The sequence below is a fragment of the Streptomyces sp. NPDC091371 genome (genome assembly GCF_040684275.1).
In the GTDB taxonomy this organism is placed as follows: domain Bacteria; phylum Actinomycetota; class Actinomycetes; order Streptomycetales; family Streptomycetaceae; genus Streptomyces.
On sequence record NZ_JBFBFP010000007.1, the window covers coordinates 182,038 to 201,014 of the forward strand.

The window sequence follows — 18,977 nt, forward strand, 5'->3', positions numbered from 1 at the left end:
ATGGGGGGTGTGACCCTCATTGATCAGCTCCCGCCGAACGCCGACCCCGACGCCCTCTTCGAGGCTTTCTCCTCGTGGGCCGAGGACCAGGGCATCACCCTGTACCCGGCTCAGGAGGAGGCGCTGATCGAGGTCGTCTCCGGGGCGAACGTGATCCTTTCCACCCCGACCGGCTCCGGCAAGAGCCTCGTCGCCGCCGGCGCGCACTTCACCGCCCTCGCCCAGGACAAGGTGACCTTCTACACCGCTCCGATCAAGGCGCTGGTGTCGGAGAAGTTCTTCGACCTGTGCAAGCTCTTCGGCACCGAGAACGTCGGCATGCTGACCGGTGACGCCTCGGTGAACGCGGACGCGCCGGTGATCTGCTGCACCGCAGAGGTGCTGGCCTCGATCGCCCTGCGCGACGGCAAGTACGCCGACATCGGCCAGGTCGTGATGGACGAGTTCCACTTCTACGCCGAGGCGGACCGCGGCTGGGCCTGGCAGATCCCGCTGCTGGAGCTGCCGCAGGCGCAGTTCATCCTGATGTCGGCGACGCTCGGCGACGTGAAGCGGTTCGAGGAGGACCTGACCCGGCGCACCGGCCGGCCCACCACCGTGGTCCGCTCCGCGACCCGGCCCGTCCCGCTGTCGTACGACTACGTCACCACGCCGATCACCGACACGATCACCGAGCTGCTGGAGACCCGGCAGTCCCCCGTCTACATCGTGCACTTCACCCAGGCGCAGGCGGTCGAGCGGGCGCAGTCGCTCATGAGCATCAACATGTGCACCCGCGAGGAGAAGGACAAGATCCAGGATCTGATCGGCAACTTCCGCTTCACCACGAAGTTCGGCCAGAACCTCTCCCGCTACGTCCGACACGGGATCGGCGTGCACCACGCAGGCATGCTGCCCAAGTACCGGCGCCTGGTGGAGAAGCTGGCCCAGGCCGGTCTGCTGAAGGTCATCTGCGGTACCGACACCCTCGGCGTCGGCGTCAACGTCCCGATCCGCACGGTGCTGTTCACCGCGCTCACCAAGTACGACGGCAACCGGGTCCGCACGCTGCGCGCCCGCGAGTTCCACCAGATCGCCGGCCGCGCCGGCCGGGCCGGCTTCGACACGGCGGGCTATGTGGTCGCCCAGGCGCCCGAGCACGTCATCGAGAACGAGAAGGCCCTCGCGAAGGCGGGCGACGACCCGAAGAAGCGCCGCAAGGTGGTTCGCAAGAAGGCCCCCGAGGGCTTCGTCGCCTGGTCGGACACCACCTTCGAGAAGCTGATCGCGGCCGACCCGGAGCCGCTGACCTCGCGCTTCAAGGTCACCAACATCATGCTCCTGTCGGTCATCGCCCGGCCTGGCGACGCCTTCAAGGCGATGCGCCACCTCCTGGAGGACAACCACGAGCCGCGCAAGGCCCAGCTGCGGCACATCCGCCGGGCCATCGCGATCTACCGCTCGCTGCTGGACGGCGGCGTGGTCGAGAAGCTCGACACCCCGGACGCGGAGGGCCGCACGATCCGGCTCACCGTCGACCTCCAGCAGGACTTCGCGCTCACCCAGCCGCTGTCCACCTTCGCGCTCGCCTCCTTCGACCTGCTGGATCCGGAGTCCCCCTCCTACGCGTTGGACATGGTGTCCGTGGTGGAGTCCACGCTGGACGACCCGCGCCAGATCCTGGCCGCGCAGCAGAACAAGGAGCGCGGCATGGCGGTCGGCCAGATGAAGGCCGACGGGATCGAGTACGAGGAGCGGATGGAGCGTCTCCAGGACGTCACCTATCCCAAGCCCCTCGAAGAACTCCTCTTCCACGCCCACGACGTGTACGCCAAGAGCCACCCGTGGGTGCGCGACCACCCGGTCTCCCCGAAGTCGATCATCCGCGACATGTACGAACGCGCGATGACCTTCACGGAGTTCACCTCCTACTACGAGCTGGCCCGCACCGAGGGCATCGTGCTGCGCTACCTCGCGAGCGCGTTCAAGGCGCTGGACCACACCATCCCGGACCACCTCAAGTCCGAGGACCTGCAGGACCTGATCGAGTGGCTCGGCGAGCTGGTCCGCCAGGTCGACTCCAGCCTGCTGGACGAGTGGGAGCAGCTGGCGAACCCGGAGGTGGAGACGGCGGAGCAGGCCCAGGAGAAGGCCGACCAGGTCAAGCCGGTCACCGCCAACGCACGCGCCTTCCGCGTCCTGGTCCGCAACGCCATGTTCCGCCGGGTGGAGCTGGCCGCCCTGGACCACGTCAACGTGCTGGGCGAACTGGACGCCGAGTCGGGCTGGGACGCCGACGCGTGGGGCGAGGCCATGGACGGCTACTGGGACGAGTACGACGACCTGGGCACCGGCCCCGACGCGCGCGGCCCGAAGCTGCTGCAGATCGAGGAGGACCCGGCGCACGGCCTGTGGCGCGTCCGGCAGACCTTCGCCGACCCCAACGGGGACCATGGCTGGGGCATCAGTGCCGAGGTCGACCTCGCGGCTTCCGACGAGGAGGGCCGGGCCGTCATCCGGGTCACCTCGGTGGGCGAGCTCGGCTCGCTCTGACCGGCACCCGCCTCCCGCCGTCCCGCCCGCCGACCGTGGAGATCCTCTGATGACGAACCCCGCCGAGAGACTGGTCGACCTGCTCGATCTGGAGCAGATCGAGGTCAACATCTTCCGAGGTGTCAGCCCGCAGGAGTCGCTCCAGCGCGTCTTCGGCGGGCAGGTCGCCGGCCAGGCGCTGGTGGCCGCCGGCCGCACCGTCGAGAGCGACCGGCCGGTCCACTCGCTGCACGCGTACTTCCTGCGCCCCGGCATCCCCGGGGTGCCGATCGTGTACCAGGTGGAGCGGGTGCGCGACGGGCGGTCCTTCACCACGCGCCGGGTCACCGCGGTCCAGCAGGGCAAGACGATCTTCAATCTCACCGCCTCCTTCCATCACCCGGAGGAGGGCAGCATCGAGCACCAGCTGCCTCCTCACCATTACCCGCATCCGGACACGCTCCCGAAGGTCGCGGACGAGATCCGCGAGCACCTCGGGGCGCTGCCGGAGGCGCTGGAGCGGATGGCCCGCCGCCAGCCCTTCGACATCCGGTACGTGAACCGGCTCCGCTGGACCCCCGAGGAGCTCAAGGGCGCCGATCCCCGCAGCGCGGTGTGGATGCGCGCGGTCGGCCCGCTGGGCGACGACCCGCTCGTGCACACCTGCGCCCTCACCTACGCCAGCGACATGACCCTCCTCGATGCCGTGCGCATCCCGGTGGAACCGCTGTGGGGGATGCGCGGGTTCGACATGGCGAGCCTGGACCACGCCATGTGGTTCCACCGCCCGTTCCGGACGGACGAGTGGTTCCTGTACGACCAGGAGTCACCCATCGCGCACGGCGGCCGGGGCCTGGCCCGTGGCCGCATCTACGACCTGGAGGGCAGGCTGCTGGTCTCCGTGGTCCAGGAAGGCCTCTTCCGCCCCTACCACTCCATGAATCCCTCCCCGAAGAACTGAGCACGCCCATGCCCACCCCGGCCCTCCCCTGCCCCTGCGGGCTGCCCGCCGCCTACCCGGAGTGCTGCGGCCGCTTCCACTCCGGTGCACAGCAGGCACCCACCGCGGAGCGGCTGATGCGCTCCCGCTTCAGCGCCTTCGCGGTCGGCGACACCGCCTACCTGATGCGCTCCTGGCACAGCTCGACCCGCCCGTCCGACCTCGACCTGGATCCCGGGCAGCGCTGGGAGCGCCTGGAGATCCTCGCGACCGAGCGCGGCGGGATGTTCGAGACGGAGGGCTCGGTGGAGTTCCGGGCCCACTACCGCGAGGGCCGGCACGCCGGATCGCTGCACGAGCACAGCGCGTTCACCCGCGAGGAGGGGGCCTGGGTCTACGTCGGCCCCCTCTCCCCCGTCGAGTTCGACTGACCGCGCGCTCCGGTGAGGGCGAAGTCCAGGCTGGTGCGGTACCAGTGGATCTCCTCCGGGACGTCGGCCTCGAGCAGCCGCCGTGCCACCGCCGCGGCCGCCGGGACCTGCGGGTGCCCGTACGGCGGTGGCGGGGCGAGGGCGGCGAGGACGACGCGCTCCGCCCGGTCGGGCACCGCCTCCCGCAGGTCGCCCTCCGGGAGCACGGAGGCCAGCACCGCGGCGCGCTCCCACGGGTCGGCGGTCCGTCTCAGCAGCAGCCCGACGTGCCGCCCCCGCCACCTGCGGGGACGCAGATCCGCCTTGGCCTCCATGAGCTCCCGGTCCCCCGGTGGCGCGGCCCCGCACAGCGCGGCGGGCTCCCTGGCCGCGAACTCCCGTAGCTCCGCGGCCAGATAGAGCCACACCACGGCCCGGTAGCGGTTGATCCGGTAGCCGACCGGGGTGAGGTGCCCGCAGCGGGCGAGCCGGGTGAACCGGCTCGGGCCCACTCCCAGCGCCCGCGCCGCGGCCGCCGCTCCGCCCACGGTCTCGACCCGCTCGCGCAGCGCCTCGGGCCAGGCGGCGCCCGGCCGTGACTCCGCCGACCGGACCCGGTCCAGCTCGGCCCGCGCGTAGCGCGCGGCCCCGCCCCGCGTCGCGGGCGGCCCGGCGCGCACGATCCCCAATTGGACGGCCCTGGCGAACTCGCTCCGGCTCAGCCCCAGTTCACCGGCGGCCCGCGCACTCCCCACGAGTACGTCCGCATCCACCCGCACGGTCTGCGGTCGCACGGTCTCCATCTGCATCATCACGGTCTCCCCCACACATCGCGATTACTCTGTGTGAAGACCGTAACTCAGCGCTACGACACCCCGCCGGGCCTGTGGACAACTCGGCGGCCTCAGCCGCCGGTCATGCGCCGTTCGGCGACTCCCAGGTGCTCCCCCACCCGGTTGACCAGCAGTGTCATCTCGTACGCGACCTGCCCGATGTCGGCCTCCGCGGCGCTCAGCACGCACAGGCAGCTGCCCGCGCCGGCCGCCATGACGAAGAGGACCCCCTCGTCGTACTCGACCATCGTCTGGCGGACCTCACCGGCCCGGAAGTGCCGCCCGGACCCCTTCGCCAGGCTCTGCAGCCCGGCGGCGACGGCCGCCAGGTGTTCCCCGTCCTCCCGCGCCAGCCCCGCGCTCGCACCCGTCACCAGGCCGTCGTTGGACAGCACCACCGCATGCCGCACCTGCTGGACCCGACGCGTCAGGTCGTCCAACAGCCAATCGAGCTGCTTGTCCAGTGCCATTCCCAGCCCCTCCCCGTTGACGCGGCCGACATGGCCGCGCCCCACCCCGCGTGGTCGTCCCGCAAGCCTTCCCCACCAGCTCCTTTCCGGCAAGGAGGATGTGCTCATGGCGAAGAAGATGACTCAAGAGGAATGGCGTGCGTTCGTCGGCCACTCCACCCGCACCGGAAAGCTCTCCACCGTCCGTGAGGACGGAAGCCCGCACATCGCTCCCATCTGGTTCGTACTCGACGGCGACTCCTTCGTCTTCACCACGGGGAAGGACACCGTCAAAGGGCGGAATCTGGCCCGTGACGGCCGGGTCGCACTGTGCGTGGACGACGACCGGCCGCCGTTCGCCTACGTCGTGCTCCAGGGCCGAGCGGAGATCAGCGAGGATCCCCAGGACATGCTCACCTGGGCGACCAGGATCGGCGCCCGGTACATGGGCGAGGAAGCCGCCGAGGCCTTCGGACGGCGCAACGCAGTCCCGGGCGAGCTCCTCGTCCGGGTTCCGGCCGACAAGGTGATCGCCCTCGCCGGCATCTCCGACTGATCCGACCACCCCGTGGGCCGGGCCGGTTCACACGGAACCGGCCTGCGGCTCCACCGACTCCAACAGCCGCGCGGTGTGCACCCGCCCGGCGTACTCGACCAGCCTGATCAGCACTTCCTTCCCCGAGTCCTTGTCCCGCGCGTCGCACAGCACCACCGGAGTCCCCTGGTCCAGGTCGAGTGCCCGCGAGACGTCGTGCGCCCCGTAACGCCGGGCTTCCGTGAAGCAGTTGACGGCGACCACGAACGGGATGCGCCGGTGCTCGAAGTAGTCGACCGCCGGGAAGCAGTCCTCCAGCCGCCGCGTGTCGGCGAGCACCACCGCGCCGAGCGCGCCCTGCGACAGCTCGTCCCACAGGAACCAGAACCGGTCCTGGCCCGGGGTGCCGAACAGGTACAGGGACAGCCCGGACCGGATGGTGATCCGCCCGAAGTCCATGGCCACGGTCGTGGTCGTCTTCTGGTCCACTCCGCCCGTGTCGTCGACCAGTTCGCCCGCCTCGCTGAGCAGTTCCTCCGTCCGCAGCGGCCGGATCTCGCTCACCGCGCCCACCAGCGTGGTCTTGCCCACCCCGAAACCTCCCGCGACGAGGATCTTCAGCGCGAGAGCGGCCAGTTCGGGGTCCTCCCCCGGATCCGAGCCCGGCGTCGGGCCCCCTCCGAGGGGCCCGTTGTCGTGTTGTCCCATCACAGCGCTCGCAATCCCTCGATGACTTCACGCAGAATCCGCTCGTCCGGCAGTTGCGCGGGCGGTACCGGCCGGCTGACCTTGACGTGGCCGCCCTCCAGCAGGTCCCCGAGGAGCACCCGCACCACCCCCACGGGCAGGTCGGCGTCGGCGGCGAGCTCCGCCACCGACTGGGTCTCGGACCGGCAGAGCCCGAGGAGCGCCCGGTGTTCGGGGCCCAGCAGCGACTCGGCCGCCTCGTCGGTGCCCGCCGGATCCACGACGACCAGCGCGATCAGGTCGAAGCGGACCCCGTGGGGTCCCGGCTTCGTACGCCCGCCGGTCATGGCGTACGGACGGACGAGCGGGCCCGCGTCGGCGTCGTACCACTGGCCGTTCATGTGCCGGACCGCCGCCCTCAGCCGGCGGCCGGCGGCCGCGCCGCGAACCGGGGCGGGGTGTACAGGTGCTCGCCGACCCGCTTCACCAGCCGGGCCATCTCGTACGCGATGAGCCCGATGTCGGCGCCGGCGCCGCTGAGCACCGCCAGGCAGGAGCCGTCGCCCGCGGCCGCGACGAAGAGGAAGCCCTCGTCCATCTCGACCATCGTCTGGCGCACGCCCCCGGCGTGGAAATGCCGGCCCGCGCCCTTGGCCAGGCTGTGGAAGCCGGAGGCGACGGCGGCCAGGTGCTCCGCGTCCTCCCGGCTCAGCGCGCTGGAGGAGCCCACGGCCAGCCCGTCGGTGGACAGGACCACGGCGTGCCGGACCTCGCGGACCCGGACCACCAGGTCGTCCAGCAGCCAGTCCAGTTCGCCTGATCTGCGGATGCCGCCGAGATCGATTCGCTGATGTTCGATCATCACACTTCTCCTTCGCTGCCTGCGTGAGGGGAGTCGTCCTGGGCGCCGCGGACCCAGCCGGCCCGGTAGGCCGCCATCCGGTCCCGGGCCTGCTCGGGGCTGCGGCCCGGCGGGTCCTCGGGGAGCCGGGAGCCCGCCGGGGCCTTCGGGGCCGGGGCCTCGCGCAGCTGCGGGACGAGGCTGGCCTGGCGCACCCGGCGCGGCAGTTCCGTCACCGAAGCCGGTGCCGGTCCCGGCCCGGCCGGCTGCGCGGGCGGGACCGCGCCCCCGGCGGCGCGCGGCCGCAGCGGGGCCACGGGGGCCGGGCGCGGCTCCGGCGGCGCCGGGGCCCGGTCCGGGGCCGGGATGCCGCGCGCGTCCTCCCGTACGACGGTCATGGCGGGCGGCGGCTCCGAACCGGCGGCCGCCTTCGGCGCGGGGGCCGGGGCCGCCTCGGACGGCTGGTTCGGGATCTGGGCCGGGGTCCGCGGCCGGGCCGCGGCGAGGGGCTGGGCCGGGGCCGGGTGCCGGGTCGGGGCCGGGTGCCGGGTCGGGGCCGGGGGTTCCAAGGCGGATTCCGGGGCGGGTTCCGGGGCGGGCTCGGGGGCGCCGGCCGTGATCGCGCCCTGGAGCACGGAGTTCGGCAGGAGGACCACCGCGGTGGTGCCGCCGTACGGTGAGGGGCGCAGGTGCACCTTGACACCGTGGCGGGCCGAGAGGCGGCTGACGACGAACAGTCCGAGCCGGTCGCTGTCGAAGAGGTCGAGGGCCTCGGACTGCTCGATGCGCCGGTTGGCCTCGCTCAGGGATTCGCGCCCCATGCCGAGCCCGCGGTCCTCGACCTCCAGGACGTACCCGGCCCCGACGGGCTCCCCGCTGACCCGCACCTTGGTGTGGGGCGGGGAGAACTGGGCGGCGTTCTCGATGAGTTCGGCGATCAGGTGGGTGAGGTCGGCGACGGCGCCCCCGACGACGGCGGCCTCCGCGAGCTGGCGGACCTCGATGCGCGGGTAGTCCTCGATCTCGGAGACGGCGGCGCGGACGACGTTCGTGAGGGGAACCGGCATCCGCCAGGCCCGGCCCGGGGCGGCGCCCGACAGGATGATCAGGCTTTCCGCGTGCCGCCGCATCCGGGTGGTCAGGTGGTCGAGGCGGAAGAGGTCGCCGAGTTCGTTCGGGTCGTCGGCGCGCCGCTCCATCGAGTCGAGCAGGGTGAGCTGCTTGTGCACGAGGACCTGGCTGCGGCGGGCGAGGTTGACGAAGACCCCGGAGACCCCGCTGGCGAGCTCGGCGCGTTCGACGGCGGCGCTCAGGGCGGCCCGGTGGACGGTGGTGAGGGCCTCGCCGACCTGGGTGATCTCGTCGTCGGCCGGGGGTCCGGCCTGGGCCTCGGCGGCGACGTCGATCTCCTCGCCGGCGCGCAGCCGTTCCATCGCCTGGGGGAGTTTGCGGCGGGCGATCTCCAGGGCGGTGTTGCGCAGCGAGACGAGTTCCACGACCAGGGCGCGGCCGATGCGGACGGAGATGACGAGCGAGGCGGCCACGGCGGCGAGGCCGAGGACGACGGCGGCTCCGGCGGGGCTGAACGCACTCTGGGCGACGGGGTCGGCGCGGTCGGCCGCGGCCGCGTGCGCGGCCTGCTCGATGTCGTGCATCGAGGCGCCGACGCCGGTCCAGGCGGCCTCCCAGCCGGCGGGCACCGCGCGGCTGTCGCGGGTGGTGCCGGCGGCCAGGGCCCGGTCCTCGGCGGCGGTGAGGTCGGCGTAGACGGCGCTCTTGGCGACGGACTGCCAGGCCGCCCGCTGTGCCGAGGGGAGGTCTTCGGCCGCGGCGGCGGTGAGGGTGCGGCGGGAATCGACGGTGCCGGTGAGGTGGCGAAGCGTTTCGGCGGTGCGCGGGCCCGGTACGGCGAGCAGCGCGTCCTCGCGGGAGAGGAGTTCTCCGGCGCGGGCGAATTCCAGCAGGACCCGGGCGTCGGGGCCGAGTTCGGCGTCCTGGCCGCCGGTCAGGGCGCCGCCCACGGCGAGGGCCTTGTCGACCACGGCGGTGTACGTCTCGTAGGCCGCTTCGGGGGTGGCCCTGCGGGCGGCGATGTCCTTGCGGGCCGTTCCCAGCGCTTCGGCGGCGGCCACGAAGGCGCCCAGCCGGATCGCGATGCCGGAGCGGTAGCCGCCCGAGTCGGCGACGGTGTGCCGGTCCCCGAGGCGCAGCCGCCGGATTGCGGCCTCGGTGCGGCGCACCTGCGGGTCCAGGGCGGCGCCCGGATCGGCGGCGGGGTCGGCGAGGAGGCGGACGGCGGCGCGCCGCTCGGCCTGGAGCTCGGTGACGGCGGCTGCGACGGGGGTGCGTATCTCGGTGTCGACGCGGTGGGCGAGGCTGAGGCGGGCCATGTCCTGGGCGGTGCTGACGGTGGCGAACGCCCAGAGGGCGAGGAGCGAGACGACCGGGACCATCAGCAGCGAGACGATCTTCGCGCGGACGGTCGCGGGCCGCAGCCGTATCCGGGAGCCGCCGGCGCGCGGGGCGGCGGGGAGGAGGAGCTGGTGGGTCTCCTGCGCCGCCGGTTCCTCGGCCGGCGGCCCGGCGTGGGCCCGGCGGCCGCGCGCCGGCGGCGCGGGCGGCCGCTGCGCCGCTGCTTCCGGTTTTCTGCGGGGTGTGCGCATGGGCTCCTCGTTCCGGGGCGGTGCCTACGGGTGCGGACGTGCGGGGGGCTGGGTGCGGGTGCGCGGCGCGCTCAGGGAGCGGCCGGCACGGGTTCCGGGACCTGCTGCGCGGAAGCGGAGGCGGCGCGCTCGTCGGCGGTCGGGGACAGTGCGACGAAGGCGGCGGTGATGAAGAGGTAGGAGCCCAGTCCGACGGCGAGCGGGAAGATGAACTGCATGGCGGTGGCGCCGGGCAGGGCCGCGTCCGAGGGGCTGACGTCGACGCCGACCGCCATCATTCCCGTGTAGTGCATGCTGCTGACCGCGGCGCCCATGACGAGCGAGGCGACGGCGACTGCAAGGGGTGACTTGATGTTGAGCGCGGCCCAGAGGGCAGCGGTGGCCGCGACCACGGCGATGGCGACGGAGAGGCCGACGGTGAGCGGCTCGTAGGAGATGCGGCCGTGCAGGCGCAGGGCCGCCATGCCCAGGTAGTGCATGCTGGCGACGCCGAGGCCTGTGGTGAGGCCGCCGAGCACGAGGGCGCGGCCGCGGTCCTTGCCGTAGCCGACGGCGAACACCCCGGCGCCGACGACCAGCATGGCGACGAGCAGGCTGAGGATGGTGAGCGGCACGTTGTAGTGGATCTCGGTGCCGGTGACGTCGAAACCGAGCATCGCGACGAAGTGCATCGTCCAGATGCCGGTGCCGATGGCGGAGGCCGCGGTGAGGAGCCAGTTGCGGCGGGAGGATCCGGTCGCGGCGAGCGCGCGGACGGTGCAGCGCAGTCCGAGGGCGGCGCCGATCGAGGCCATCACGTATGACAGCGCGGGTGTCAGCCAGCCATAGGCGGCGTGGTCCAGGTGTCCCATGGCCACCGGACGCTAGTCCGGGTGAGGCCGCGAACAAGGGGCGCATTTCGAAAGCCGCTGGAACTGCTGGAATATGACAGAGATACGTTCATCTTCGATCACGCCGCGTGCCACCTTGCACACGCACCGCAGGGCGGCCGGCGGGGCGGCCCGTGGGGGATCATGGGCTCATGAGCGAAGACCACACGCACGTGCAGGAGTTCTTCGGGGCGCGCGCCGACGGCTGGGACCGGAAGTTCCCCGAGGACGGCCCCGCGTTCGGCACCGCCGTCGCCGAATTCGGACTGCGGCCCGGGGACCGCGTGCTCGACGCGGGCTGTGGCACCGGTCGGGCACTGACGGCGCTGCGGGCCGCGGTCGGGCCCTCCGGGAAGGTGCTCGGCGCGGACCTCACCCCGCAGATGCTGGCCGCTGCGCAGCGGGCGGGGCGGGCTGCCGAGGGCGTGCTGCTGCTCGCCGACGTGGCCCGGCTGCCGCTGCGCGACGGGGTGCTCGACGCCGTGTTCGCCGCCGGGCTCATCGCCCACCTGCCCGACCCGGAGGCGAACCTGCGCGAGCTGGCCCGCGTGGTCCGTCCCGGCGGCCGGCTCGCGATCTTCCACCCGATCGGGCGCGCGGCCCTCGCCGCGCGCCACGGGCGCGAACTCACCCCGGACGACCTGCGGGCCGAGCCCAACCTGCGCCCGCTGCTGGCCCGGTCGGGCTGGGACGTGATCTCGTACGCCGACGAGGACGCCCGCTTCCTGGTGCTGGCCGTACGCGGCTCGTAGGCGGCTCGTAGGCGGCGAGCCAGAGGATCTCCCTCAGCCGGCCGCAAACGCTGCACCGCGCGTCCCTTTCCGTGGCGGGCTCCCAACTCTACGTGCAGGTGGCGGGCTTGGAATTCATCGCCCGCAGGCTCTCGACGCACGGGTTACCCGCTGGTTAAGGTGCGCCCGACGAGAGAGCTACAGGAGGCCAGGTGTCCGACGACGAGGGTGGCGGCTCCCTGTACGTGCTGACCGCCGTGCTGCTGACCCCGGCGCAGTTCCCGGGCATCCTGGGCGACGACTTCCCCGAGGCATGCTCGCTGCTGGGCGTGGCGCCGACCGGGGAGGGCTACGGGCTGGTGCTGGGCCAGGACGAGGAGGGCGCGCGCTGGACGGTCGTCGTGGACGACGTCTCGCTCGTGGCCACCGCCATCGCCTCCTGGGACTGCGGGATGGACTACGACCTGTCCCCCGACGAGCGGAGCATCGTCATCTCCCTGGCGGGCTGGCCGCTGGAGCTGTCGGTGGCCGCGGCGGGCATACCGGAGCCGCACGATCCGGAGCAGGGCGCGGACGGGACGGGGCGGGTGCCGCTGGCGCCTCCCTCGGCCGAGGCGTGGGGTCCGGTCCAGCGGCGGATGGGCGCCGACCAGATCGCACGGGAGTGGGCCGACTGGCGCGAGCGGGTGGCGACGGACGGAGGGGCCGCGGCCGCCGCGCACCCGGGGCTCGCACGGGCGCTGGAGGAGGCGCTAGGGTACACGCGGACCCCGCCGCCGCCAGGACGGGTGCGGTCCTCCTTCGCCGGCGAGGGCGCCCGGACGCTGCGCGTGGACGGGCCCGGCTGGTCGCTGGTGGCCCGTACGGGAGGAACAGGGGGTCCCGACGCGGCCTTCGTCCTGCTCGACGAGGAGCCGAGCGAGGTGCTCGCGGTCCCGCGGGACGGGGATCACGATCTGCCGCGGTTGCTGGCGGCGCTGGATCGCGTCGCGGTGCGCCCGGCCTGACGAGGGGAGAGGCCATGCCGGAGTTCGAGCCGGTGGGTGTGGTGGTGGGCGGTCGCGCGGAGGTGCGCGATGACGACTGGGGGCGCGAGACGGCGGTGATCCGCCTGGACGGCCTCCGGTTCGGCCCGGAGGCGCTGTACGGGCTGGAGGACTTCTCGCACGTCGAGGTGGTCTACCACTTCGACCGGGTGCCCGTGGAGAAGATCGAGACGGGCGCGCGGCACCCGCGCGGCAACACGGACTGGCCGCTGGTCGGCATCTTCGCGCAGCGCGGCAAGAACCGGCCGAACCGGCTGGGGCTCTCGCGGTGCCGGGTGGTCAAGGTGGACGGCCTGGACGTGCACGTGGAGGGCCTCGACGCGGTGGACGGCACGCCCGTACTCGATCTCAAGCCGTACATGGCCGAGTTCGGACCGCGCGGCGAGCTGCGGCAGCCGGAGTGGGCGACGGCCCTGATGCGCGACTACTACTAGGAGCCCGGTCGGCGCCCGGCCTCCGGGCGCCGACGGTGCCGCCACCGGCAGCGACCGCCCTCAAGGTCAAGATCCAGACACCTGCGGCCGAAAATCGCTCTGGATCCCCTCCCTCCGGAATGATCGAATCAGCCACGTCACTGACTCAACTGACTCAAAGGGCGCACACCGCCGCCCTTCGGTCCATTCTTTCGACGGAGGCCGCTCTCTTGATTTGCACGTCGTACATTGACCTGCACCGACAAGTCGCGCAGGACATCGACACGGAAATCGAAACCGCTCTGGAGCGACTCGGACCAATCGCGGCGATTACGAGGACCTCAGTTGCCAAGCTCTTGGAGCACCGCAAACTCAGACATCCCCTTTCGGTGCTGCCGCTCCTCACGCACGCCATAGAGACCGGGAATCCCCGGCCGGCCATGCCGCTGTCCGCCGTGCACCTGCTGTGGTGGACTTCGGCCTGCTACCTGGACGATCTCGCCGACGCGAACGGCGCCCGGATCTCCGGTGAGCTCACCGAGAACGAGGCCCTGCTCGCTTCCGTCATCACCGGTAACGCGCTGCCCATTCAGATCGTTTTGGACCAGAACCTCCCGGAATCGGTGCGCAGCGCCCTGGTCACCGAGATCCTGAACGGCTGGATCATCGGTGTCGACGGCCAGATAGACGACATGCGCGGCGACATCAGCCGAGCCACGCGCGCGTCGGTCATCGAGACGTACCGCGGCAAGTCCGGGGCACCGTTCGGGATGATCACGGCCATGGCCGCGATATTCTCCGGAGCCTCCAAGGAAAAGGTCGAGCTCTGGCGTGAATTCGGCTACATATTCGGCATCCTGTGGCAGATTTTCAACGACCAGGAAGACATCCTGTCCGGCCGTGACGAGGACCTGCTCAACGGCACCGTGACCTATCTCCTGGCCTCCGTCCTCGACGACGCCCCCGCCGATTCCAGGGACCGCATCCTGGGCCTGTGTGCCGCCGCCGGCCGCTCGGCCGCTGCCAGGGAGGAGCTCGCCGGCCTGCTGCGGACGCCCGTCGCCCTCGACCGGTACCGGGCCGAGATCGACGGATTCCGCGCCGAGGCGTACCGCATCCTGGACGAAGTGGGCGGCGACGAGACCTACTTGCCGGTGCTGCGCCACCTCGTGGACCACGCGTCCCAGATGCTCCTCGAAGCGGAGCTCGGTGTGGTCGGCGCGGTCAGCGCGGCCTGATCCGGCGGGGTGGGCCGGGCTCGGCGGGCAAGCCGGAACCCGGCCCCCTCGACGGGCCGGGGCAGTGGGGGCGGCGACGGGCGCGGCCCGGGCCGCCCCGGCGGCTTCAGCTGCTTCGCAGGCGGCTTCGCCGGCTTCAGCGGCCGATCTGCTTGCGGGATATACCCCGCACCCGACGCCGCTGGGAGGGGTCCAGCAAGAGGTAGGCCGCGGCAGGAACACCGATCAGCACCAGCAGCCCCGCCCAGAACCCGACGCTCCAGAACAACACGATCGCTGCCACGACTCCGGCAACCGCGACCTTTCCGCGATTGGACATGTGCGGACACCTCCTCCTTGCCGTCGACCACTACCCACATCAACGCGCGGCCTCGACCGGGCGTTCCCGGACCGCCGTGACGCAGCGAACAGGACCACCCGGCCCGGCGGCCGCTCCCCGACGCCTCCGGTCGGGTACTCTCGGCGGCCCTGTGCCCCGGTAGTCAACCTTGAGGGATGCGTGCTGCCCAAGATCCCCGACCTCATCCACTGCTCCGCCGTGTTCCTGCCCGCCGACCCGGGTGAACCGGCCCGCCGCGGCCGGATAGGCCTGTGGCGGCCCGACGGTCAGACCCTCGGCTCCGGCTCCGGAGCGGCCGGGTGCGAGGAGCTCACCCTCGTCTCCCCCGAGCTGCGCCGCACCACCGTGACCGCGCTCGTGCTGCCCGTCGACGAAGCCCTGCCCCTGCTCACCCGCGCCCGGGCCGCCGACGCCGCTTCCGGCGCCGCTGCCGACTCCGGCCCCGGCCCCGGCCCCGACTCGGCCTCCGCCCCGGCCACCGCGTTCTGGGGCGCCGCCGCCCTGCTGGCCCTCGGCTTCGTCTCGCGCGGTCGGCTGCTGCCCGGCCTGAGCCCCGCCGGCCACGACGCCTGGCGGATCGGGCCGCTGGACGCCGCCGACCTCGACGCCGTGCGGGAGCTGGCCGCCGCCATGCCGCCCACCGCGCACTGCGTACCCCTCAACGCCGACGGACCGCCCCGGCTCCCCACCCCGGAGCCGCTGCTGCGCGCATTCCTCGACGCCGTCGCCGACTCCCTGCCGCGCTCCCCCGCCGCGCCCTCGGCCGCCGGCGGGCCCGCTTACGCCGCCCGTCCGCCGATGCTCCACCCCGGACTGCGCGGCTGGGCCGCCGAGGTGGCCGCGGGCCACGACGCGGGGGTGCGCATCTCGCTGAGGATCGAGCTCGACGGGCCGCTCGACGAGGCGCCCGCCTTCCGGGCGGTCCTCCAGATGCACGGCGTGGCCGACTCCACGCTGGCCGCCGACGCCGTCGACGTCTGGGCAGGATCGGGGGCCGCCGCCGCGGCCTTCCCGCCCGGCGCCCGGATGGACGCCCTGCGGGCCCTGCGCCGCGCCGCCCTGCTGTGGCCGCCGCTGGCCCAGTTGCTGAGCGCGGCCGTGCCGAACGCCGTCGAGCTGGCCGACGAGGAGGTCACGGAGCTGCTCGGCGAAGCCGCCGCCGCGCTCGCCGCCGACGGGGTGCAGGTGCACTGGCCGCGTGAACTCGCCCGGGAGCTCGGCGCCGCCGCCGTCCACTCCCGCGCCGTCGTCACCTCCCCCGCAGGCTCCGGGTCCGCCCTCCCCTCCGGCCTGCTCTCCCCCGGCGCGCTGCTCTCCTTCACCTGGCGCCACTCCCTCGGCGGCCACGGCGACCTGACCCCCGCCGAACTCGACCGGCTCGCCGAGGCGAAGCGCCCCCTGGTGCGGCTGCGCGACCAGTGGGTCCTGATCGACCCGGCGGAAGCCCGCCGGGCCCGCGCCCGGCAGGGCCGCGAGCTCGCGGGCCCGGACGCGCTGGCCGCCGTACTCACCGGGTCGGCCGAAATCGACGGCAAGCGGGTCGACGTGGAGAGCGCCGGGCCCCTGGAGCGGCTGCGCGCACGCCTCACCGCCGAACCGGGAGAGCCCGAGGGACCCGACGCGCCCCCCGAACTGCGGGCCACCCTGCGCGACTACCAGCTGCGCGGGCTGCGCTGGCTGGCCCGGATGACCTCGCTCGGCCTGGGCGCCTGCCTCGCCGACGACATGGGCCTCGGCAAGACCGTCACCCTCATCGCGCTCCACCTGCACCGCAGCCGGCAGGATCCCGCCACCGGCCCGACCCTCGTGGTGTGCCCGGCATCCCTGCTGGGCAACTGGCAGCGGGAGATCGAGAAGTTCGCGCCCGGCACTCCCGTGCGCCGCTTCCACGGCCCGGGCCGCGAGCTCTCGGGCCTCACCGGCGGCTTCGTGCTCACCACGTACGGCACGATGCGCGTGGACGCCCCCGAACTCGCGGCCGTCCCCTGGGGGATGGTGGTCGCCGACGAGGCCCAGCACGTCAAGAACCCGCACTCCTCCACCGCCAAGGCCCTGCGCACCATCCCGGCCGCGGCCCGGGTGGCCCTCACCGGCACCCCCGTCGAGAACGACCTCTCCGAGCTGTGGGCCGTCCTCGACTGGACCACCCCCGGGCTCCTCGGCCGCCTCGCCACCTTCCGCGCCCGCTACGCCGAGCCCGTCGAGAGCGGCCGCGACCCGCGCGCGGCGGCCCGACTGGGGGCGCTCGTACGGCCGTTCCTGCTGCGCCGGAAGAAGTCCGACCCGGGTATCGCACCCGAGCTGCCGCCCAAGACCGAGACCGACCACACCGTCACGCTGACCCGCGAACAGGCCGTGCTCTACGAGGCCGTCGTACGCGAGACCCTCGCCGCGATCTCCGAGGCCGACGGGATGGAGCGGCGCGGCCTGGTGGTCAAGCTGCTGACCTCCCTCAAGCAGATCTGCAACCACCCCGCCCAGTACTTGAAGGAGCACGGCCTGAAGGAGCACGGACCGGGCGAGCTCGGCGCCAAGGACACCGCCGCCGTCCGCTCCGGCAAGCTGGAGCTCCTCGACGAACTCCTCGACACGATCCTCGCCGAGGGCGGTTCGGTGCTGGTCTTCACCCAGTACGTGGCGATGGCCCGGATCCTGGAGAAGCACCTGGCCGGCCGCGGGATCGCCTCGCAGCTGCTGCACGGCGGCACTCCGGTGCCGCGCCGCGAGGAGCTCGTGGACCGGTTCCAGGCGGGCGAGGTCCCGGTCTTCCTGCTCTCCCTCAAGGCGGCGGGCACCGGCCTGAACCTGACCCGGGCCGGGCACGTCATCCACTTCGACCGCTGGTGGAACCCGGCCGTCGAGGAGCAGGCCACCGACCGGGCCTACCGCATCGGCCAGACCCAGCCCGTGCAGGTCCACCGGATCATCGCCGAGGGCACCGTCGAGGACCGGATCGCGCGGCTCCTGGAGCGCAAGCGGGAGCTCGCCGATGCCGTCCTCGCGGGCGGCGAGGCCGCGTTGACCGAGCTGACCGATGCCGAACTGGCCGAACTCGTGGCGCTGCGCCCGGCCCCGGGGAGTGAGCTGTGAGCGAGGACGACGAGAAGACCTTCCCGGCGCTGCCGCCCGCCCCCGGCCGAGGCTTCGCCCGCACCTGGTGGGGCCATGCCTGGCTGCGCGCCCTGGAGGACAGCGCGCTCGACGGGCAGCAGGTCAAGGCCGGCCGCCGGTACGCGCGTTCGGGCGCGGTGGGCGCGGTCTCGGTGCGCCCGGGCGGGCTCACCGCGGTGGTGCGCGACCTGGACGGGTCGGCGCACCGCACGGACGTGCTCGTACAGGAGTTCACCGAGCCGGAATGGGACCGGCTGCTGGAGCTGGCGGCCGCCGAGTCCGGGTACATCGCGGCGCTGCTGGACCGGGAGGTACCGCCGGAGCTGGCCGAGGACGCGGCGGCGGCCGGGGTGGAGCTGCTGCCGGGCATCGGCGACCTCGACCCGCGCTGCGACTGCGGCGAGTGGGACCACTGCCCGCACACGGCGGCGCTCTGCTACCAGGTGGCCCGGCTGCTGGACCAGGACCCCTTCGTGCTGCTGCTCCTGCGCGGCCGGGGCGAACGGGAGCTGGTGGCGGACCTGGCGGCCCGCAGTGCCCCCGAGGCCCGGGAGGTCCGGGAGTCGCCCGCCGACGAAGGGATCCCCGCGGCGGACGCGTACGCGGCAGCGCGGGCGGGCACCCTGCCGCCGCTGCCCCCGCCGCCGGAGCTGCCGGAGGCGCCGGGCCAGCCGCCGACGCTGGATACCGAGACGGAACCGGAACTCGACGTGGACGCCGTGGAGTTCCTCGCACAGGCGGCCGCGAACGAGGCGCACCGGCTGCTCTCCCTGGCCCTGGCTCCGGGCCACGCCGACCGGTCCCCGACGGCCCCGTTGACCACGGACGAAGACGCCGTACGACTCACCGCCGAGGCATCCGATTTCCGGGTCCGCTCCCGCCTGGCGGTGGCTACCGGGAGGAGCCGGGCCGCCATGGACCTGGCCGTCCGGGCCTGGGGCTTCGGCGGGCCGTCCGCGCTCGCGGCGCTGGAGGACGACTGGGCGCCGGACCGGGCGGCGCTGGCCCGGGCGCGTGCCGCGCTCGCGGCGGCCTGGGCGGACGAGCGGGCCCCGCTGCTGCGCCGGGTGCGTGCCCGCTGGACCGGCACGCCGGAGCCCGGGGCGCCCGAGCCCGGGGCACCCGAGCCCGGGGCGGGCGCCGACCGCCAGCTGCGGCTGGGCCGCGAGGGCCGCTGGTGGCCGTACTTCCGCGAGGGGGACCGCTGGGTCCCGGCGGGCCCGTCGGCCCCGGACCCGGCCTCGGCCTGGGCGGCCCTGGAGGCTCCCGGGCAGCAGGGTTTCGGACCGGCCCGGCCCGCGTAGTGGCCGACGTACCGCTTGCCGGGTCCGGGTACCGGGACGACGATGGGGGCGCTCCG

General features: G+C 73.4%; 18 protein-coding genes. 10 read left to right on the forward strand and 8 right to left on the reverse strand.

The window, feature by feature from the left end:
- Window positions 1-9: 9 nt before the first annotated feature.
- The 3 genes from AB0O21_RS11475 to AB0O21_RS11485 are packed head-to-tail and all read left to right on the forward strand — an operon-like array spanning window position 10 to window position 3,882.
- Entirely contained in the window at window positions 10-2,532 is a 2,523-nt protein-coding gene (locus AB0O21_RS11475) for a DUF3516 domain-containing protein (RefSeq protein WP_365169290.1), read from the forward strand.
- Between the two features lie 49 nt (window positions 2,533-2,581).
- Window positions 2,582-3,472, forward strand: a complete 891-nt coding sequence (locus AB0O21_RS11480; protein ID WP_365169293.1) for an acyl-CoA thioesterase II — start codon at window positions 2,582-2,584, stop codon at window positions 3,470-3,472.
- A gap of 8 nt (window positions 3,473-3,480) precedes the next feature.
- Window positions 3,481-3,882, forward strand: coding sequence for a YchJ family metal-binding protein (locus AB0O21_RS11485; protein ID WP_365169296.1), 402 nt, complete (start codon window positions 3,481-3,483; stop codon window positions 3,880-3,882).
- Here AB0O21_RS11485 and AB0O21_RS11490 read toward each other — a convergent pair.
- Window positions 3,846-4,673: a DUF6397 family protein gene (locus AB0O21_RS11490; RefSeq protein ID WP_365169299.1), complete on the reverse strand. Its 828-nt coding sequence runs from the start codon at window positions 4,671-4,673 to the stop codon at window positions 3,846-3,848. The genes AB0O21_RS11485 and AB0O21_RS11490 overlap by 37 nt on opposite strands.
- 92 nt (window positions 4,674-4,765) lie before the next feature.
- Entirely contained in the window at window positions 4,766-5,164 is a 399-nt protein-coding gene (locus AB0O21_RS11495; RefSeq protein WP_365169302.1) for a roadblock/LC7 domain-containing protein, read from the reverse strand.
- 106 nt (window positions 5,165-5,270) lie between these two features.
- Between AB0O21_RS11495 and AB0O21_RS11500 the strand changes: the two genes are divergently transcribed.
- Window positions 5,271-5,699 (forward strand): PPOX class F420-dependent oxidoreductase, encoded by a 429-nt coding sequence (locus AB0O21_RS11500; RefSeq protein ID WP_365169305.1) that lies wholly within the window; start codon window positions 5,271-5,273, stop codon window positions 5,697-5,699.
- Between the two features lie 27 nt (window positions 5,700-5,726).
- On the opposite strand, the gene AB0O21_RS11505 is transcribed toward AB0O21_RS11500, so the two are convergent.
- The 5 genes from AB0O21_RS11505 to AB0O21_RS11525 form a co-directional block, all read right to left on the reverse strand.
- Complete coding sequence (locus AB0O21_RS11505; RefSeq protein WP_365169308.1) at window positions 5,727-6,386, reverse strand: ATP/GTP-binding protein; 660 nt, start codon at window positions 6,384-6,386, stop codon at window positions 5,727-5,729.
- On the reverse strand, window positions 6,386-6,766 hold the full coding sequence (locus tag AB0O21_RS11510) for a DUF742 domain-containing protein (RefSeq protein WP_365169311.1): 381 nt from the start codon (window positions 6,764-6,766) through the stop codon (window positions 6,386-6,388). Before AB0O21_RS11510 ends, AB0O21_RS11505 begins: the two co-directional genes overlap by 1 nt.
- A 17-nt stretch (window positions 6,767-6,783) precedes the next feature.
- The gene (locus AB0O21_RS11515) at window positions 6,784-7,227 is read right to left on the reverse strand and encodes a roadblock/LC7 domain-containing protein (RefSeq protein ID WP_365169314.1); all 444 of its coding nucleotides are present in this window, start codon (window positions 7,225-7,227) and stop codon (window positions 6,784-6,786) included.
- The gene (locus AB0O21_RS11520) at window positions 7,227-9,869 is read right to left on the reverse strand and encodes an ATP-binding protein (RefSeq protein ID WP_365169317.1); all 2,643 of its coding nucleotides are present in this window, start codon (window positions 9,867-9,869) and stop codon (window positions 7,227-7,229) included. The genes AB0O21_RS11515 and AB0O21_RS11520 overlap by 1 nt, the downstream gene beginning before the upstream one ends.
- 71 nt (window positions 9,870-9,940) lie before the next feature.
- Window positions 9,941-10,720 (reverse strand): MHYT domain-containing protein, encoded by a 780-nt coding sequence (locus AB0O21_RS11525; protein ID WP_365169320.1) that lies wholly within the window; start codon window positions 10,718-10,720, stop codon window positions 9,941-9,943.
- A 170-nt stretch (window positions 10,721-10,890) separates the two neighbouring features.
- On the opposite strand from AB0O21_RS11525, the gene AB0O21_RS11530 reads away from it, so the two are divergent.
- The 4 genes from AB0O21_RS11530 (at window position 10,891) to AB0O21_RS11545 (ending at window position 14,166) form a co-directional block, all read left to right on the forward strand.
- Window positions 10,891-11,490, forward strand: a complete 600-nt coding sequence (locus AB0O21_RS11530) for a methyltransferase domain-containing protein (RefSeq protein ID WP_365169323.1) — start codon at window positions 10,891-10,893, stop codon at window positions 11,488-11,490.
- A gap of 191 nt (window positions 11,491-11,681) precedes the next feature.
- Complete coding sequence (locus AB0O21_RS11535) at window positions 11,682-12,476, forward strand: hypothetical protein (protein ID WP_365169326.1); 795 nt, start codon at window positions 11,682-11,684, stop codon at window positions 12,474-12,476.
- A gap of 14 nt (window positions 12,477-12,490) precedes the next feature.
- Window positions 12,491-12,949, forward strand: a complete 459-nt coding sequence (locus AB0O21_RS11540; RefSeq protein ID WP_365169328.1) for an SAM-dependent methyltransferase — start codon at window positions 12,491-12,493, stop codon at window positions 12,947-12,949.
- A 119-nt stretch (window positions 12,950-13,068) separates the two neighbouring features.
- Window positions 13,069-14,166 carry a polyprenyl synthetase family protein gene (locus AB0O21_RS11545; RefSeq protein ID WP_365169331.1) on the forward strand — a complete coding sequence of 366 codons (1,098 nt, stop codon included), beginning with the start codon at window positions 13,069-13,071 and terminating at the stop codon, window positions 14,164-14,166.
- Window positions 14,167-14,302: 136 nt separating this feature from the next.
- On the opposite strand, the gene AB0O21_RS11550 is transcribed toward AB0O21_RS11545, so the two are convergent.
- Window positions 14,303-14,485, reverse strand: coding sequence for a hypothetical protein (locus tag AB0O21_RS11550; protein ID WP_365169334.1), 183 nt, complete (start codon window positions 14,483-14,485; stop codon window positions 14,303-14,305).
- 180 nt (window positions 14,486-14,665) lie between these two features.
- Here AB0O21_RS11550 and AB0O21_RS11555 point away from each other — a divergent pair, with 180 nt between their 5' ends.
- Entirely contained in the window at window positions 14,666-17,596 is a 2,931-nt protein-coding gene (locus AB0O21_RS11555; RefSeq protein ID WP_365169337.1) for a DEAD/DEAH box helicase, read from the forward strand.
- Window positions 17,593-18,921 carry an SWF or SNF family helicase gene (locus AB0O21_RS11560; protein ID WP_365169340.1) on the forward strand — a complete coding sequence of 443 codons (1,329 nt, stop codon included), beginning with the start codon at window positions 17,593-17,595 and terminating at the stop codon, window positions 18,919-18,921. Before AB0O21_RS11555 ends, AB0O21_RS11560 begins: the two co-directional genes overlap by 4 nt.
- Window positions 18,922-18,977 lie beyond the last annotated feature (56 nt).

Excerpts from the sequence above, each read along its gene's own strand:
- AB0O21_RS11480 (WP_365169293.1), top strand. The coding sequence starts at position 2,582 with ATGACGAACCCCGCCGAGAGACTGGTCGACCTGCTCGATCTGGAGCAG.
- AB0O21_RS11485 (WP_365169296.1), top strand. The coding sequence starts at position 3,481 with ATGCCCACCCCGGCCCTCCCCTGCCCCTGCGGGCTGCCCGCCGCCTAC.
- AB0O21_RS11490 (WP_365169299.1), bottom strand. The coding sequence starts at position 4,673 with ATGATGCAGATGGAGACCGTGCGACCGCAGACCGTGCGGGTGGATGCG.
- AB0O21_RS11495 (WP_365169302.1), bottom strand. The coding sequence starts at position 5,164 with ATGGCACTGGACAAGCAGCTCGATTGGCTGTTGGACGACCTGACGCGT.
- AB0O21_RS11500 (WP_365169305.1), top strand. The coding sequence starts at position 5,271 with ATGGCGAAGAAGATGACTCAAGAGGAATGGCGTGCGTTCGTCGGCCAC.
- AB0O21_RS11505 (WP_365169308.1), bottom strand. The coding sequence starts at position 6,386 with ATGGGACAACACGACAACGGGCCCCTCGGAGGGGGCCCGACGCCGGGC.
- AB0O21_RS11510 (WP_365169311.1), bottom strand. The coding sequence starts at position 6,766 with ATGAACGGCCAGTGGTACGACGCCGACGCGGGCCCGCTCGTCCGTCCG.
- AB0O21_RS11515 (WP_365169314.1), bottom strand. The coding sequence starts at position 7,227 with ATGATCGAACATCAGCGAATCGATCTCGGCGGCATCCGCAGATCAGGC.
- AB0O21_RS11520 (WP_365169317.1), bottom strand. The coding sequence starts at position 9,869 with ATGCGCACACCCCGCAGAAAACCGGAAGCAGCGGCGCAGCGGCCGCCC.
- AB0O21_RS11525 (WP_365169320.1), bottom strand. The coding sequence starts at position 10,720 with ATGGGACACCTGGACCACGCCGCCTATGGCTGGCTGACACCCGCGCTG.
- AB0O21_RS11530 (WP_365169323.1), top strand. The coding sequence starts at position 10,891 with ATGAGCGAAGACCACACGCACGTGCAGGAGTTCTTCGGGGCGCGCGCC.
- AB0O21_RS11540 (WP_365169328.1), top strand. The coding sequence starts at position 12,491 with ATGCCGGAGTTCGAGCCGGTGGGTGTGGTGGTGGGCGGTCGCGCGGAG.
- AB0O21_RS11545 (WP_365169331.1), top strand. The coding sequence starts at position 13,069 with ATGATCGAATCAGCCACGTCACTGACTCAACTGACTCAAAGGGCGCAC.
- AB0O21_RS11550 (WP_365169334.1), bottom strand. The coding sequence starts at position 14,485 with ATGTCCAATCGCGGAAAGGTCGCGGTTGCCGGAGTCGTGGCAGCGATC.